The 16,729-nt window shown below is 54.5% G+C and carries 12 protein-coding genes and 1 pseudogene; 9 read left to right on the top strand and 4 right to left on the bottom strand.

The window, feature by feature from the left end; genetic code table 11:
• Nucleotides 1-67 precede the first annotated feature (67 nt).
• Nucleotides 68-3,490 carry a PAS domain S-box protein gene (locus Harman_RS21705; RefSeq protein WP_137681800.1) on the top strand — a complete coding sequence of 1,141 codons (3,423 nt, stop codon included), beginning with the start codon at nt 68-70 and terminating at the stop codon, nt 3,488-3,490.
• Nucleotides 3,491-3,596: 106 nt separating this feature from the next.
• Here Harman_RS21705 and Harman_RS00075 read toward each other — a convergent pair whose 3' ends face one another.
• The gene (locus Harman_RS00075) at nt 3,597-3,959 is read right to left on the bottom strand and encodes a hypothetical protein (RefSeq protein WP_137681799.1); all 363 of its coding nucleotides are present in this window, start codon (nt 3,957-3,959) and stop codon (nt 3,597-3,599) included.
• 228 nt (nt 3,960-4,187) lie between these two features.
• Between Harman_RS00075 and Harman_RS00070 the strand changes: the two genes are divergently transcribed.
• From Harman_RS00070 to Harman_RS00050, 5 genes are all read left to right on the top strand, one after another.
• The gene (locus tag Harman_RS00070) at nt 4,188-4,601 is read left to right on the top strand and encodes a hypothetical protein (RefSeq protein WP_137681798.1); all 414 of its coding nucleotides are present in this window, start codon (nt 4,188-4,190) and stop codon (nt 4,599-4,601) included.
• A gap of 4 nt (nt 4,602-4,605) precedes the next feature.
• A complete protein-coding gene (locus Harman_RS00065; protein WP_137681797.1) occupies nt 4,606-6,300 on the top strand; it encodes a hypothetical protein in 1,695 nt (564 codons plus the stop codon).
• A 91-nt stretch (nt 6,301-6,391) separates the two neighbouring features.
• The gene (locus tag Harman_RS00060; protein WP_137681796.1) at nt 6,392-7,681 is read left to right on the top strand and encodes a type IV secretion system protein; all 1,290 of its coding nucleotides are present in this window, start codon (nt 6,392-6,394) and stop codon (nt 7,679-7,681) included.
• A gap of 215 nt (nt 7,682-7,896) precedes the next feature.
• Nucleotides 7,897-8,697: a hypothetical protein gene (locus Harman_RS00055; protein ID WP_235007124.1), complete on the top strand. Its 801-nt coding sequence runs from the start codon at nt 7,897-7,899 to the stop codon at nt 8,695-8,697.
• Nucleotides 8,694-10,625 (top strand): VirB4 family type IV secretion system protein, encoded by a 1,932-nt coding sequence (locus tag Harman_RS00050; RefSeq protein WP_137681794.1) that lies wholly within the window; start codon nt 8,694-8,696, stop codon nt 10,623-10,625. The genes Harman_RS00055 and Harman_RS00050 overlap by 4 nt, the downstream gene beginning before the upstream one ends.
• A gap of 238 nt (nt 10,626-10,863) precedes the next feature.
• Here Harman_RS00050 and Harman_RS00040 read toward each other — a convergent pair whose 3' ends face one another.
• On the bottom strand, nt 10,864-11,433 hold the full coding sequence (locus Harman_RS00040) for a hypothetical protein (RefSeq protein ID WP_137681793.1): 570 nt from the start codon (nt 11,431-11,433) through the stop codon (nt 10,864-10,866).
• 5 nt (nt 11,434-11,438) lie between these two features.
• Complete coding sequence (locus Harman_RS00035; RefSeq protein ID WP_137681792.1) at nt 11,439-12,062, bottom strand: MarR family transcriptional regulator; 624 nt, start codon at nt 12,060-12,062, stop codon at nt 11,439-11,441.
• Nucleotides 12,063-12,140: 78 nt separating this feature from the next.
• Here Harman_RS00035 and Harman_RS22055 point away from each other — a divergent pair.
• Together Harman_RS22055 and Harman_RS00020 are read left to right on the top strand one after the other, a co-directional pair.
• A pseudogene (locus tag Harman_RS22055) lies at nt 12,141-12,333 on the top strand (zinc ribbon domain-containing protein); the annotation flags it as partial.
• A gap of 551 nt (nt 12,334-12,884) precedes the next feature.
• Nucleotides 12,885-13,397, top strand: a complete 513-nt coding sequence (locus Harman_RS00020; protein ID WP_137681791.1) for a winged helix-turn-helix domain-containing protein — start codon at nt 12,885-12,887, stop codon at nt 13,395-13,397.
• Nucleotides 13,398-14,517: 1,120 nt separating this feature from the next.
• Here the strand turns inward: Harman_RS00020 and Harman_RS00010 are convergent.
• Nucleotides 14,518-15,606, bottom strand: coding sequence for an LTA synthase family protein (locus tag Harman_RS00010; RefSeq protein WP_137681789.1), 1,089 nt, complete (start codon nt 15,604-15,606; stop codon nt 14,518-14,520).
• 328 nt (nt 15,607-15,934) lie between these two features.
• Here Harman_RS00010 and Harman_RS00005 point away from each other — a divergent pair.
• A partial coding sequence (locus Harman_RS00005) for a hypothetical protein (RefSeq protein ID WP_137681788.1) occupies nt 15,935-16,729 on the top strand: 795 nt, incomplete at its 3' end.

Raw genomic sequence — 16,729 nt, 5'->3', positions numbered from 1 at the left:
CTCCTCAGTTTCAATTTCGATACTTACGTCCGAACGGTTATTGACCCCTTTAGGCTTGAATGACATAATGATCAATTCGTTCTCCGATTCTATTCGAATCCTCCATGTCGACGACGATCCAGATTTCACCGAGCTGACTTGCGAGTTTCTCGAACAGGAGAACGATCGGTTTGTCGTTGAAACGGCGCCCAGTGCACGTGCTGGACTGGACCGACTGCATACTGCGGAATTCGACTGTGTCGTGTCTGACTACGATATGCCCAGACAAAACGGCATCGAGTTTCTCGAAGCCGTCCGTGCAGAGAAGCCCGAGTTGCCGTTTATCTTGTTCACTGGAAAGGGCTCAGAGGAGGTAGCCAGCGATGCGATCTCCGCAGGCGTGACTGATTACCTCCAGAAGGAGCATGGCACCGAGCAGTACACCGTACTGGCTAACCGGATTACCAATGCTGTCGAGCACTTTCGGTCACAACAGGTAGTCGAACGGAGTGAAACTCGGCTGCGGGAGATTATCGATTCGCTTCCGCATCACCTGTTTGCCGTTGATAAAGACGGACAGTTGATACTTGCGAACGAAGTCCTCGCAGAGTTTCACGACAGTTCAGTGGGAGCTATCGAAGGGGAAGAGCTAGCGTCCGTACTTGGTGACCGAGTAGCCAACCGACTCCGGACAGATATTTCCGACGTACTGGCGTCGGACACCTCGAAGTGGGCTTCCACGATTGAACTCGCCGACTCCTCCGGTGAGACACATCTTTTCGAACTCCAATTGCTCCCGTACGACGGGCCAGGTGCAGATACGCAGGCTGTCCTCGGTATCGCCGCTGAGATCACTGAACGGAGAGAGCGAGAGACCGAATTCGAACAGACGCGTGAACGAATGCAACTCGCGCTCGAACAGACCGACTCCGTTATCTTCGAGATTGATTGCGATTCCGATACGGTCATTCGTCACGGAGCCTATCGCGAATTTTTCGATCTCGAACCGGACGAAACGCCGACGTGGAGAGGGCATCTGGAGCAGGCGGTCCACCCAGACGACCGAGCTCGATTTCACCAGTTCTATCGCCAACTGACCAATGGAGACCGTGAGTCCGGCGAACTCGAATACCGAACGAATCCCGACATGGGGCGCGTCCGCTGGATTCGAGATAGTGCCTTCATCCAGGCCGATTCACACACTGACTCGCAGCAGATCATCGGGATTGCCCGCGACGTTACCGAGTATAAAGAACGCAAACTGGAACTACGGCAGAAAGAGCGACAGTATCAGGCGATTTTCGACGACCCAAACATCCTCGTTGGCCTGGTCGACACGGACGGAACGGTTGTTGACATCAACGAGACGGCGATGGAGTACGTAGATGCGACACGTGCAGACGTAATCGGGAAGCCGTTTTGGGAGTCGCCGTGGTTCGATCACTCAGCGGCTCTTCGAGGCCGCGTCAAGACGTGGATCGACCGCGCTGCGAGCGGCGAGTACGTCGAGTTCGAAGCTGATCTCAGAAAGTCAACTGGTGAGCAGTATACAGTCGAGGGAGTGTTCAGGCCGGTCACGAACGAGGAGGGTGAGGTGGTCTCAGTCATCGTCTCCGACCGGGATATCACCGAACGCAAGCAGCGCGAACGAGAGCTTGAGCAGTACGAGGCGTATCTGCAAGAATCAAACGATATCATCACTGTGCTGGACGAATCTGGTACCGTGCAGTATCAGAGCCCGTCCGTGACGCGCATTCTGGGGTACGAGCGCGATGAACTCCTCGGGGTGAACGGGTTCGAACTCGTCCATCCTGACGATATCGACGATCTTTTCGAGAAGTTTACAGATCTCGTTTCCAGGCCAGACGAAACCATCACAGCCGAAGCTCGCTTCCGAACTGCCGACGGCGAGTGGCGATGGCTCGAAGTCCGTGGAAAGAACCAACTCGACCATCCTGTGATCAATGGAATCGTCACCAACAACCGAGACATCACGGATAGGAAGGACTACGAACGCGAGCTCGAACGGACGAACGCGTTGCTATCGACGCTCTTCAAGACGCTTCCTGTTGGCGTTATCGCCGAAGACGAATCGCGGAACGTCCTGACTGTCAATGAACGCCTGTTTGAGCTATTCGAAATCTCGGAAACGCCCGACGAGGTAATCGGCAGGGACTGCGAAGCCATGGCCGGAGATGTCAGCACTATGTTCGACAGGCCAGATGAGTTCACTGAGCGGATCCGGACGCTGGTCGATACGCGCGAATCAACGTGGGACGAGCAATTGCACCTTACAGACGGTCGTACCTTTAAGCGGCGATACGAGCCGATCGAACTACCAGATGGCGATGGACATCTATGGGTGTACAGCGATAACACCGCCCAGAAGACACGAGAGAAACGCCTTGAAGCCCTCAACGAGACGGCACAAGAGCTGATAACCGCCGAGACGGCCCAAGAAGTCGCCGAAATCGGAGCCCATGCCGCCTCCGATATTTTACAGATGAACGCAAATGCCGTCCATCTGTACGACGACAAGCGGTCGGCACTCGTCCCTGTTGCGGTCACAGACGCCGGTCGAGAGCTTGTCGGCGACCCGCCGGCGTTCACGGACGGCGATAGCATTGCATGGCGTGTCTACGAAACGGGAGAGCCACTCGCACTCGATGACGTCCACGCGGATCCGGATATCTACAACCCGGACTCACCGGCCCAGAGCGAACTCCATCTGCCGATCGGAGAACGCGGTCTCCTCATCGCCTGTTCGAACACGACAGCGGCCTTCGATGAAGCAGACATCGTCATGGGCGAGATTTTGGCGCGGACCATCGCGACGGCACTCGAACAGGTCGAACAGACAGACCGATTGCGCGAACGCGAGCGGGAACTGACGCGCCAGAATAACCGCCTCGAAGAGTTCGCTGGTGTCATCTCACACGACTTGCGGAACCCATTACGAGTGGCCGAAGGCCGCCTGGAACTGCTACAGGAAGAGTGTGAGAACGAGCATCTGCGCGCTCTCGATCGGGCACTCAATCGGATGGATACCCTGATTGATGATCTGCTGACCCTCGCACGCGAAGGTGAAGAAATTCAAGACCTCGAATCGGTCGAGGTAGCCGCACTCGCCCAGCGATGCTGGCACACCGTCGAAACGGCTGATGCAGCGCTTGAGACACACACTACCCGAAAGATTCGTGCTGATTCCAGCCGCCTGCAGCAACTGTTCGAGAATCTCATCCGAAACGCTGTGGAACACGGCGGCCGTGATGTGACTGTAACGGTCGGAGACATGGAAGACGGCTTTTACGTATCGGACGACGGGCCCGGAATCCCGCCGAACGAACAAGAAGACATCTTCGAGGTGGGCTATTCTACCATACAGGACGGAACTGGATTTGGGTTGGCCATCGTTAAGGAAATCGCCGACGCACATGAGTGGGAACTCTCGATTACGGATAGTGATGCGGGCGGACTACGTGTCGAGATTACTGGCGTTCACCGCTCGTAGTTCGTTTTTGAGACAGGCGTAAGAACCGAGAGCCCGTCAACACCCCTCCTGGAGCGGGTGACCGTCGCAATCGAACGCTTCGTCACTGTCGTCACCTCCGAAGTCATTACTCCGCGGACTCTGTTCGAATCGACTCGATGTAGGGATCGAATAAGTCCGTTCTCGACAGCGTTGCAAGGATGTTGTCTGGTTCGACTGCCAACTCGTAGACCGAACGCCCCTTCCCAGTCGGCGATTTCGTTCGTGCTTTCGTCAGCAATCCGTCCTCGGCGAGCGTCCCGAGCGTTGCGATAACCTCCTGTCGTTCAACGCCGCCGAACGGTTCCCGTTCAATCTCATCGAGGTGTGCCTTCGCCGTCCGGGAGACATCGTATGAATGCGCCGGCGTCTCATCGGCCATCGTCAACTCCACAACTGAGAGTAAGACGAACTGTTCGAATGGATCAGCCGATTCAACTAACTCCTTCATACATTTCGATGTTAGTGTCATATCATGAAAGTACTGGAAGCCGATGCCGACGACTGTGAGGGGTGTTATCACCGAAGATGGCTGGTGTTTATTGATTAGATCTAGATTTTTGTCTTACTATATAATATAGTTAAATTTATACTTGTATAGTATTATACTACAGAATAGTCGCTGAGGAAAGGGAGGTTCCCTGGGGGGAACCACTGCTTCAGTGACGACTATCGAAGCATGACGGGGGTCATATCGAACGCCGATGATTCGGCGAACGGACGCAGTCGCATCGCACTGCTGAAACAGTACAGCCTACAGGCATCCGTCGGGATGGTGGCACTGGCGCTATTGTGTGTTGAGCCGGCCGCTGCCCAGGATATTGGCGAAGAGTTCTGTCAAACGGAGATGGCGGTGACGATCAAGAACATCTTCATGCTGATCCAGTTCGGGGGGCCACTGGTCGGCGGCACGCTTGCACTCGGTGCCGCAGTCGCGACGCCGATGGTACGCCAGTCCGATATGAAAATGGAGCTCAAACAGATCCGAACGCAGGGACTGGTGTGGGGAGTTATCGTCGCACCGCTGGCGACGACGATCATCCAGTTCCTCCTAACGTCGGTCGTCTCGGGTGGGACCAGTTGCAGTTTCTGACCAGATGTCTCGAACGCTAATGTTCGGGTTCGTCTGTTTCAACGTGGTCCTCGCTACCGTTACTCCGGTCGTAGCGGGTCATCCACCGGAGGAACCGGACCACGGCGTGAACGGGTCGTCGTTCTGGGATCTCTGGAGCGGCGACGAGGAGCGCCAGATCGCGGATAGCGACAACGTGTCGGCGCCCAGAGCGCTCAGGATCACAACTGACGTTCCACTCGATAAACCACCGGCAGCTGCCGAGACGTGGAATAGACGCGATATAGCGGAGATGCCTGCGACGGATCGCTCAACAGCGATACACCCGACTGGCGCAACGCGTACCGATGGCACGTATCTCAAGGACGTCGGTGTCGCAATCGCGGGGATCACGCCGTCGACAAAGGCGCTGTTGTCGGAGCGACAACAGCCACTGTACGTCCCGCCCAACGGGACAGTCTTCGGGACGGTTGACTATCGTGTTGCCATCCCGGACGAGACGGACACCCCGACGCGACGAACGGAGTGGAACGTGACCGGCCACGAGGTCCAGTCCGTGACACTCCTGATGGACGGAGAACCGGTCAAGAACACGACGACAGACAACGTCGTCCGGATCGCGTACCGTAACCAGTCGAAAAACGCCACGGGCAGCCAGTCGCTGACGCTTCGAGCGACGGCCACTGTCCAGTTGATGGAGACCGTCTACAGAGAGAAAACCGTCTGTCGGCCGGTCAATGGGAACCGAACGTGTCGTGACTGGTGGACGAAGCACGTAGAGACCCACAACGAGACAGTCACCGTCGAACAGACGCGACAGGTAAGCGTCTACAATCCAGAACTGTCGGGCTATCGGACGACGTATCCCAACGGCGACACGGGAGTCGTTGTCTTCCGAAGCCATCCCTGGTACGGGCTCCACCTGCCAGCAGGTGGAATCCGCGGCAGTTGGCGGTTCTACGTCGCGCGTGATCAGCAATGGGACACGCTCGTCGAAACGGATGAGGAAACGACGACAACACGACACTCGCCAGTCCATCCAGTCCAGGTGCATGCCTACCCGATTCGAACCGAGACGACACAGGACGCCTACCGTGATATTACGGTCCTCGATTCGTACGGACGCGAGTTCCAGGCACCTGACCTCAGCTCGTCGGTCGCACTGGACTCCATCCAGGGAACCTACGTGGGTAGCTTTGGAATCGCCGCCAGAGCGCCGTCGAGAGACCGCGATCAGTCAGTTCGAGCCACGGGGCTCGTTCGAGGGTCACAGACTCGGTTGTCATCTGACTCAACGGCGACCATCCCGGTGAACAAGAGCGAAATCAACCTCACCATCCAGAACACGACCGCGAATACCGTCACCGTTGAAGTGACACTCAAGGACGCCAAGACAGGTGTGCCCATCGCAACGGTGTCGCGTGACGGGTACATCCAACTGGACGGACAGCGCATCAACACGACGGCAAACGGGACTGTCCAGACGACGATCCCGCGACAGGGTGACGCCATTACCGCGACGTACAAGCCGGACGACTGGTGGCGGACCGTTCCCGGGTATGTAAGTGATTCAGAGACTGTCCACGTGGGGGGAACGGTCCTGCGGTACGTCCACCTGCTGTTCACGCTCGGAGTTCAGGTCGGTACACTCCTGCTGGCCGGGTTTCTGATCGACCGGATCACCGGGTGGGGGTTCTGGCCGCCGTGGAGGAATCTGTGATGAGACAGGTGTTATCGTCACGAAAGACTGTTGGAGAGTCGGACAGGCAAGGACCGATCCGAGTGGCCGATTTCGGCCGGGAGACGGTACAATGCAGTCCTTAGGGGATGTTCTCGTCGATTCATTTGAGCGGTTCCTCGAGAAGTTGGCAGAGTCGGTGTTCGAATTCGTCGGTGACAACGTCGAGGCGCTAATCGACCTCATCGTCACGACACCGCGCCCGGATGCAGTGTTCAGTGCACCGACGAACGGTGGTTGGCCGTCACTGTACACGTACTACTGGGAGACAATGGTGCCGCTGTCACTCCTGTTGTGGGGACTCTCGCTGGGCGTGGTCATCTTCCTGGAATCGACGAGCCACCTGTTCAGCGGCTATCACCGGACGAAGCTCAAAAAGCGGGCGTTCGCGGGCTTGCTTGGCATCCTGTCGTGGTGGTGGCTGGCTGCGATATCGTTGCGGTTCGTCGACGGACTGGTCGAGTTTCTCGTGCCAAGCCTCGATAGTATCGGCCTGTTCGAGACAGTGTCGTTCGGTGCGATGGGTGTCGCGGGGATAACACTCGCTGCGTCGCTCGATCTGGCGATATTCCTCGTCCTCGCACTTATCTATCTCGTCCGGCAGATGGCGCTGTACCTGTATGTCTTGCTGATGCCGCTAGTGATTGTGTTCTGGATCCCCAGCGTCGGCCCGTTCGCACCGGTCGAACGGCTGATGTCGCGGCTCGCGGGCTTTTATGTCCCGTTTCTGTTCATGGCAGTGCCGGTCGCAGTGCTATTTCGCCTGGGCGAGGTGCTAGGTGAGTCGGTCACGCTCTCTATCGGTGGCTTCGGGCAGTGGCTATTGGCCATCGTGGCGCCACTAATCGCGGTTATCGTCCCGTTCGTGCTGTTCTGGCAGGCCGGAGCGCTGTTCTTCATGGCCGACCGTGCGGCCCAGCATAGCTCACGCCATCATATGCGTGATCGGAAGGAGACTGTGGAAAATACGGGCCAGCGAGGGAGACTGAGCGTGAAGAATCTCCGTCGCGGACTCGCCGGCCAGTCGGCGATCAGAGCCAGCGGGCAGGAAGTGCTGGGGTCCGGCTCGTCCAAGGCACACGCTGTGGGACGGAAGGCGTCACGGACGAGGCGAACGATTCGCTCCAGGCTTGACACTTCGACGACCGATAGCTCGGGACCAGGCGAGGGCCCCGATCACGTCCCATCTGCTGAGTCGAGAGACAACACGAATCAAGACGACGATGACACGCAAGCGAACTCCAACGAAACTGAATCGACCGATTCGGAGCCGTCGGACGAGCGCGAGTCTGACGCCGAATCGAACGAGTCCGAGGACGCTGACAGTGACTCGGACGACGATCCACCGCGGTACATCTACTGACAATGGTTGAGAGAACTCCTTCGAAACGAATCCCAAAGTCGCTCGGTACGGAAACGAAACTCCTGGGGTCGTACACTCTGGGTGATGCCGGCGTTGCGCTGTTCCCAGCAGTTGCTATCATCTTGCTCGTTCAGTTGGTCGTTCCGTCATCGACACGGGTAGCCGGGTACACGATCCAAACAGTATTACTCTCGGTTGCTGCTGTCGCGGTGTGCATGGGCGCGGTGTTCGTGTACGTGACACCGGCGTACACGTCGAGTCTTGACTGGCTGGTGACGATGGTCCGCTTTCACACGACCACGACAGAGGAACCGCATTCAGAGGCGCTGGAACACCACCAGCTTGAGCGTGTGTATCCGACTCATGACGCGATTGAGCGCCAGGACGGGGCCGTCATCGGTCTCGTTCGGGTGTCGCCACCGTCGATGGCACTGGCAACGGACGAGGAATGGGGAGCGATGGCCGAGAGTTTTCAGGACTTCCTGAACACGACGGTGACGTTCCCGATACAGATCTACTCAACAACCCAGCCATTCCCCGTCGAGACGTATCTCGATCACTATCGGGAGCGACTGGACGACCCGGATGTGAAAGCGAATCCGAAGTTGCGGACGCTCATCGAGCAGTATATCGAGTGGTACGAGCGGGACCTAGAGGCGCGCCAGATGACGATTCGCGATCACTACGTGGTCGTCACGGTCAGGCCAGAAGAGATCCAGTTCGAGCAAGAAAGTATACTGGCGACACTCAGTGACGTGCCTCTCCTTGGTGTGTTCATTCGGGCGGTCACTGCGCCACCGCTTGCGGTCCAGCGCCGAGAGCTGTTCACAGAACTCGACGAGCGCCTCTCGCGCGTGCAGTCCGGTCTCCGTGATCTGGAGGGATGCGAGGCGAGAGTCGTCGATGCGAGTGACGCAACACAGCTCATCGGCGAGTTTTGGGCTGGCCAGACGCTAGAGTATGGGGACTTCGAGCAGACACTTCGGACACGCCCACTTGTGGGGGACCAGCCATGAGCTGGCCGTGGCTTCCCTTCGTCAATAGTGAGGAGACGGACCCAGACGGAGACTTGCAGGGTGAGGGGGATTCCGCCGTCGAGATAGTCGAGATGGAGAGTGACCGATCGCTGGACACACCGGAAGCGATCCACCAGTCACTGGTCGCGCCGTCGGAACTCGAACGAACGCCAACAGCGCTCCGAACTGGTGAGCGGTGGGCGCGCACACACTGGGTTGGTCAGTTCCCGGATGCTCCGAAAGACGGCCTCTTCGAGAAGCTGTACTCGACAGCAGACACACGGACGACGGATATCTCGCTGCATATCACGCCCAGAGACACGGAGGCGACGCTGGATTCCCTGGAGAACAAGATTGAGGACCTGGAGGCGGAGATGGAGTATCTCTCGGAGAAACGCCGGGCCGGAGCACGCGGCGTCAGCAAGGACCTGCAGGACTACCAAGAGTTGTACGACGTGTTGCGAAACACGTCGATGGAGGCGTTCGACGTCTCAATGTATCTCACCGAACACGGCGAGACACGTGAGGACGTGACGGGTGACGCGGTTGCGAATGCAGCCCGGCGGTCGCCAGCGAACCTGACTCCCGTGACCCCGCGGTGGGCGCAACTGGACGCGCTGGTGTCGGCCAGCCCGGTCGGCGTGGACAAAATGAATCTCGAACAGGACACACAGACGCCGATGCTTGGCGGCGCGCTGGGAGCAATGTTCCCGTTCGTCTCGGGCGCCCTGGCCGAACACGGCATCGAGTACGGGACGTATGCGCTCAACGAGAGCCCGTTGTTGCTTGACCGTTTTGCCAGGGAAACGGGCTACTGTACGATGGTCATCGGGAAGCTCGGTGCGGGGAAGTCGTTCTCAACGAAACTGCAACTCCTTCGTCGGGCGATGCACGATCAGGACACCATCTTGGTGATGCTGGACCCGCTCGAAGGATTCGCAACGCTCAACGAAGCATTGGGCGGTGAGCGCGTGACAGTTGGTGGCTCACGAGCGTTCAACCCGCTGGAGATCCAACCCACACCCGCGTCGGTGTTAGATTCGGTCCCGGATCTTGATCCGTGGTCCGAGCAAATCGCGTGGGTGCTCACGTTCTTCGAGACGTTTTTCGAGCACGTGGCAGGGAATCCGCTAGACGATCGGAAACAGACCTTGCGCCGGTGTATCCAAGAAGCGTACGAACAGCAGGGAATCACTCGCGACCCGACGACACACGACAACCCGTCGCCGACCGTCCGTGACGTGATCGACGTGCTTGAACAACTGCTGGAAGCGCCCGACGAGTTCGGCTATGTCACGGACGGTGAGCAAGAGAACGTCAAATCTGACGCGGAGTCGCTACTGATCGACTTGCGGCCGTCTTTCAGGGACGGCGGCGACCTAGCGAATCTGTCGGAACCAACGGAGTTCGATATCTCGAACGACGTTGTGTATCTCGACTTGCATCAGGAGGAAGGGACGCGTGGCCGGTCAGAGACGAGTCTGATGATGCAGGTGTTGTTCAACGCGGTGTACGAACGCGCCAAGCAGACGGACAAGCGGGTCGTGTTCGCCATCGACGAAGCCCATTACCTACTGAACGACACGACATCGCTGGAGTTCCTCGAAACGGCCGTGCGTCACAGCCGTCACTACGACATCTCGTTGCAGTTCATCACGCAGACGGGTGGCGAGTTTGCGTTGACACCCGAAGCCCGGACAATCGCGAACCTCTGTTCGATGACCGTCATCCACCGCGTTGACGAGGCGGCCGAGCAGCTGGCCGACTGGTTCGGTCTCAGTGACCGGGAGGTGGACTGGGTGAGGTCGGCGAAAGCCGGGAACGGGAACGACGGATACTCTGAAGCACTGCTTGGGGTTGACGAAGAGGGCTGGTTCCCGATCCGGGTTCGAGCAAGTGAGTACGAGGTAGATATCATCGGGGAGTGATCGGTGACGAGTGGTGCATACTCGTACTCACCAATTAACTGGACCTGGACAAGCAGGTCGATGGCTCGCCAGATCGAGTAGAGGAGACACGCGAACGCGAAATAGAAGAATTGGAGCCCGAAATGCTTCGACGTGGTGGTAGCAATTAATCGCTTGACTGTTAGGCGATTTGGCGGAAGACAGTAGATAGGATTCTCGTGTCGGTGCCACGACGAAGTACTGACCACGGTTCGTTCAACTATCGTTCGTCCCAAGTAAGGCTCTCAACGGTCGGAAATTCAGTTTTCGCGGTTTGCGGCGGATGGTAGTATCGTGACTTGATATCATAGTATCCGAACTCCGGTGGGATACGAGTGCAAGCCTCTGCCAGATTTGCGTCGGCCGTGTGAATGATAACACGAATTCGGGAATTCTGCTCGAATAGTCGAACCGCTAATGCGACTAACGCTGCGTCTGTCCAGTTGTTCGTCTCTGGGTACTTGCTCTGCTGATTGAGAAACTCATCCGCGACGAACCGCGCTTTCTTGACCTGACCAGCGCTTGAATCGAAGCCGTCAGATCGATTTCCAGGGAGTGGTGTCGCCACTCGAAGCCACCCGTCTTCGATAGCCGTATCGAGATACGGGTTCACTGATGAATCAGCGGTTCCAGTATCTGCCAGTTCGTGATAGACCGCTGCTGGCACCCAGATCTCTGTCCCAGCTTCCTCAACGGCACGCTGAAGCGATTGTAAGTGCCGACTGGGATGTTTCCCCAGATTCCGAAACATCACCGTGTCCGCGATATTTGCAGTATATCTCTTCGCCATTACGGTTACTCGTCAAAGAGTTCGTCAAGTGGATTGCTCTCTTCGTCGTCGAAATCACCCGGTGTGTATGTTGTCGGTACCGAATTGTCGCCACCGAGGTCAAGAATCGAATAGAATGCCTCGACTAGATCGTATGTGGTCCCAGTGGAGAGGCCTGTAAGCTCGGCCATTTGTCGGATCGTGACCTCTCCCTCGCTGTGTGCATTTACGAGATCGTATGCGAGTGCGAACGTGACGAGACCATGGTCGTTGAGACTGCGCTGGATAACTGGATACTCATCTTCATGCGCGATGATTTCGACGAGTTCAGGTGTAATCGAGACCTCCGTGTTACGAACTGTCAGCGTCAGTTCGAACTCCTCGGCTGCGTAAACGGCAGTCCCGGCGTCGTCTCCAACCCTGCTGATCAAGCCAGCCTGTTCCAACTTGTGGAGATAGTCGTAGACAGTCTTCTTTGAGACCGTTGTCGTTTCCACGAGTTCCGGACCGGTCGTCGTTTCTGCCCGTCTGATCGACGTGTAGAGAGCAGCAAGATCCGTATTGTCAAGTAACTCCGTGAACGTCGGGAGATTCGTGATCGAACTCGGGGTTTCCCCCGCGTTTCGCACGTGTTCCGTGTCGTAGCTCATGTTGTGTAGAGTTACGAAACTGTAAACTATAAGCGTTTGCCATGGGCACGAGTACAATGCCGATCAACACCGGTCTCCGATGCGGCAAAGAACATCGGGATGCGGTATGTCCGTCGGGGCCGACAGTCGTCTCGGCAGACGGGCAACAGTCAGCCTGCCCTGAAGTCTGGAACGGTGACACCGAGTGGCGCGATTTACCGCCCACCCGGGCGGGTTCGAGGCCGAGTTCATGGACAAGCCCCTCCCTCCACAAGCGAACCCGTGGAGGTGAGCGAAGTAGGGTGGGGGCGTTGACTTGTCTTCGGGTCTTTCAGCGATACGAGCAACGCGTTCTCAAGACAGTACGAGACGAGTTGATCAGTAATCGGTGCACGAATCACTGACGACCATCGACGTCCAGCTTTGACTCTTGCCGATCGCATCGGCTAACTCACCGACGGCGTATGATCGGTCCCGCAATCAATCGATGACCTGTAGCGCCGTTTTCCTCATCGATTCCAACTATACCGATATACAAATAAATAACATCGGTGAGAATGAAATTCAAATTCACAGCGGCTCAATGAGGCCATTGAATGGCGGTGAAGTATTCAGGAGCCCAGCGAGGCGATTCGATCTGCAGATCCAGACCAATCGGGGACCCAGTCGAACAAGTCGTGGTAGTCCCCAAGTCACTCAATATTGTGCTCTGTCGCGTCATTTTGGATGTCATAGACAAGTGAAGTCGATAACGGAGCAGATAGCCTGGTTGCTGTACGATCATCAGAAAAAAGAATAATTATTCCACGAAACTATTTGCTTCTCCAATACGTAATCTAAAGTATGACTGAGACGTGGGATGACGTCAACGAGCACGTCAAAGCGGAGTGGAAAGATGAGACCACGCCATTCGAGCGGGTGTACGAAATCATCGAACAGACCCACGAGGGGCAGTCGGCAGCCGAGATTGCCGACCGTGCGCTAGTGAGCGAGCCGACAGCCCGTCGCCACTGCAAATCTCTCGTAAATACGGGGTTCGCTGAGACGGACCAAGACGGGCAGACGACGCTGTACCGGCGCAACAGCGACCGAATTCTGATGTCGCGGATCCGGGAACTCCGCGAGGAAGCGGACCGGTCGGAGTTGCTAGAAGGGATCAAGGAGATGAAAGTCGAGATCCGCAGGTATGAGGACCGCTACGATGTGGTGTCTCCTGAGCAACTCGCCCAGCAACTCGATGCCGACGAAACGGCGGGCTGGGACGACCTCACGGCGTGGAAAACCACCCGACAGAATCTCGCTGTCGCACAAGCAGCGCTCGCCTATGACGAAGCGAGTCACCAACTCGCTGTATGACCGACGACGACCGTGCCGGTGAGTTCGGTCCAATCTATCTCCCGGCGCTGCAGCGTATTCGTGATCTCTGGTTCGAACTCGAACCGTTAGTCAAGTCAACGTCGTACGATGACATTGTCGCACCCACGGAACTCCAAATCGAATTCAATGATGGACTTGGAGCGCGTCGGAGTTGTTATTAAAGGAGTGGCTGGAAGCAATTGTCGAGTTCACAATGAGGATCAAACGGAGATGCAGCGGCGGTAAAGAGATAGCAGTTAACGTAGATGGACGGAATACACTGATGTCTGCACCAGGTAAAACGGACTTTTCTGGCTTGAAGAACCACAGCGAGATTGATGAAGTATAGCTCTTTGGCCGCTTAGCTAAAGTAGTGAATTACTCCGGATTATACCTGTAATCCGGAATCTTACGACTGACGGAGAGAAGGTTCGCAAGGAATGAAACGGCTACTTGGGGTGGATCCTAGTGCGGCTTCAGCCGTGAAACGCTAGATACACGGGCTATAGCGTCTCTCGATTAATTCTAGCAGATCAGAGCTGAAGCGACACTAGTCCAGTGTGCGAGCGTTGTCCACAATGCGAAGAATCCGTACCTGAGCTAGTTCTAATGACGGTTACGTAACAAGCGAAACACGCCGCACAAGGTAGCGATCGTGGCAAAAGCACGTCAGTTGTTAGTGGCGTTGTTCAACGTGCTCAGTAAGATCGAACCGTACGACCCACCGGAGGTGAGCGCCTGAGAGACACTTGCGTCTCTCTTTAGGCGGGCTATCGCACGATGAGTGACTGGTGTGTCGGATGAAGACCCTCCCACGGCGGACGTGGCAGTGGCTGATTCAACTGCTTGCTGTGGGTTTCTCACCAGTGTATGAGGCCATCTTCTGGTGCCCTGAAAATCTAAGTCGATTAGCGTAGTTTGTTCAGATAGCGGGATTCGCAGTGATATCATAGAACTCTTCTCATACCGTGATGAGAGTGTTTCCTCGTTCGTATTTGATGATAACGATGACATGACGAAGAAACAGAGCAAGGACACCATCGTTATGAATTATAGCTACAGGTTCAAACTCACCAACAATCCTCCACAAATGCACAAAAGATAATGAAGTACAGGTTATTTATTTGTATCCCAAATGTTCGAGCTTTTTTTCCAGCGACTGATCAGACGAATCGATTGACTGGTTAACATCAAATTCAGGAGAATATTCTCGTTTATCATGAGCTACCGTTTCGCACCATGGAACAAGGCGAACAGATTCTGCAAGAGTGGATTCAGGATGACCCCAGACATCTCGCTCTCCAAAGGCTTGACCATGATCAGCAGAAATGACTAGGGGGTCTGCATCAATATTCGATCTCACTAGTTCAACATCTTTAAGAACGTATCGAAGATTATCTAGGTGAGCATTCCAAAGGTCGTTGGATGTGTAATTCTCTTGTTCATGCAATTCACGGACATTCATTTTACTTTTTTCCATGCCTGGCTTTTTAACATCGACAGCCTCAATTTCATCATTCGCAATAAATGGCGGATGTGGTTGCATATAATGCACAATCATGCGGCATGGATTTAATTGCCTGTGCAAAGCGATTGCTCTGTCCGTTACCTCCCTAGCAGGTATCGTCCCTAATTCGCTATCCCAACCATCACGCCAAACTTCTTCTAAATGTCTAAAGTCATGAGAAGATAATCGCTCCGAAGAATTCGGATTCGCCGTCACATGTACTGTCTCTTGCATTTCATCACTATATTCCTCCGTAAAGGTGGTCTCCATCCACTCAGCAGAAGAAGTACCTGGTGTAGGGTGACTGTCAATCTCGCCTATCATATTGAATTCGTCTGACAAAGATTGTAACATGTCCACACGAGTGCAATCTAGCAAGATAAGCACATCCCAATCCCGATCGTAAATATTAGTACCCCGTCTTTTATTTATTTCATGATGAATTGGCTTCCGTAGTTCATGTAAACCAGCAGAGAACGTCATGGGTAGCCCGCGCAACCCGTGTTCATCCAAATTCGATTTAAGCACTTTTACGAATTTTCCATAAATTCCAGCCATCACCCTTCTATTTACACTGATAATTTTTAGCTCTTTACCTTCTTGAAGGGATCGTGTTAAGTTACCTCCCGGGGTCGAATCGCCACCTGCTTGAGGTAGGAAAAAGTGATTGATTGTGCTAGAACACGGATCGAGTTCTTGCACACTTCAGCATGAATATCGGCGGAACTAAATCGAGATAGTGTTAGCCAGCGGTCAATGGTGAGTTCAAATGCCATTATAGTCCAAGCGCCCATGTAGATATTCATAGGAAGAGGGCCATGCCAAGGCTTGTCAACAAGCCCAGGCCGGCCAGATTCGTAACTGTTGCGCCATTTCCAGGCAGTTTTGCGGATAAAAGAGAGATTTTGGCAGATTTGAGTGTTATTGAAATCACCTTCTAATTAACTAATGTATTCATTATATCATTTAGATAGCACTCCAGTAAACAACATATTATTTAATTGTCGAAGCGCATTATCCAATAGCACAAATGAATAGGACCGACAAAAAAGTCCTCATAATCTGTTTCTGGGGGGTTGCAATTCCCACATTAGTAACAAACCACTTTGCGCCCTCCGCTAGTTTTCGTGATGTATTTTTCTTCGCAGACCAATATGTATCCACTCATATAATTGCTACTGGACAGATTCCACACGTTCTTGATGAAAATATACTCCAGTTCTGGGGTAAAGTTGGTACAAGGCAACGCCAACCGATACTCCCTATTTATTCTGCAGTAGGACATGTTATTAGTGGGCTTCCAGTATATCTTTTAAGAAGCCACCTCCCGCTCTATCCAATTGCGTTTCTTATATTCTATCTGATCAGTCGTGAGTTCCTGCAATCAAAAACTGCAATAGCAATAGCAATTGCAGGGGGTGCAATAGCTCCATATCTTGGATTTAATTCAGCAGGACTGCGGACTGCAAAATTGATAGTCTATTTTTTGATTGTTTATATTCTAACACGCCAGATAAGATCGAACAAGAGGTTCGAAAGGAATTCTACCCTGATACTTCCAATTCTAATATTTCACCTACTATACAACAAGCCAAGACTGTTCTTTCTATCTTCATTACTCATACTTTTCACAAGTCTGTGTTACTTGATTGCGCAAAAACACAAACTGCTAGCTAGTATTGGAATATCAACTGCTGGTCTTTGGATTATTTTATCAGTGCCGTTCCAAACATATAAAAATTACCTCACACTTCTTATAGTACAGACTATAGCCTCAGGAATAGAAGTTGTTGGGACAGAGGCGGAGCCAGTAGAAGTAATGGAT

It is taken from the genome of Haloarcula mannanilytica (assembly GCF_005406125.1).
Lineage (GTDB): Archaea > Halobacteriota > Halobacteria > Halobacteriales > Haloarculaceae > Haloarcula > Haloarcula mannanilytica.
This window is presented reverse-complemented; position numbering and strand designations above follow the sequence as displayed.

Excerpts from the sequence above, each read along its gene's own strand:
- Harman_RS21705 (WP_137681800.1), top strand. The coding sequence starts at position 68 with ATGATCAATTCGTTCTCCGATTCTATTCGAATCCTCCATGTCGACGAC.
- Harman_RS00075 (WP_137681799.1), bottom strand. The coding sequence starts at position 3,959 with ATGAAGGAGTTAGTTGAATCGGCTGATCCATTCGAACAGTTCGTCTTA.
- Harman_RS00070 (WP_137681798.1), top strand. The coding sequence starts at position 4,188 with ATGACGGGGGTCATATCGAACGCCGATGATTCGGCGAACGGACGCAGT.
- Harman_RS00065 (WP_137681797.1), top strand. The coding sequence starts at position 4,606 with ATGTCTCGAACGCTAATGTTCGGGTTCGTCTGTTTCAACGTGGTCCTC.
- Harman_RS00060 (WP_137681796.1), top strand. The coding sequence starts at position 6,392 with ATGCAGTCCTTAGGGGATGTTCTCGTCGATTCATTTGAGCGGTTCCTC.
- Harman_RS00055 (WP_235007124.1), top strand. The coding sequence starts at position 7,897 with ATGGGCGCGGTGTTCGTGTACGTGACACCGGCGTACACGTCGAGTCTT.
- Harman_RS00050 (WP_137681794.1), top strand. The coding sequence starts at position 8,694 with ATGAGCTGGCCGTGGCTTCCCTTCGTCAATAGTGAGGAGACGGACCCA.
- Harman_RS00040 (WP_137681793.1), bottom strand. The coding sequence starts at position 11,433 with ATGGCGAAGAGATATACTGCAAATATCGCGGACACGGTGATGTTTCGG.
- Harman_RS00035 (WP_137681792.1), bottom strand. The coding sequence starts at position 12,062 with ATGAGCTACGACACGGAACACGTGCGAAACGCGGGGGAAACCCCGAGT.
- Harman_RS00020 (WP_137681791.1), top strand. The coding sequence starts at position 12,885 with ATGACTGAGACGTGGGATGACGTCAACGAGCACGTCAAAGCGGAGTGG.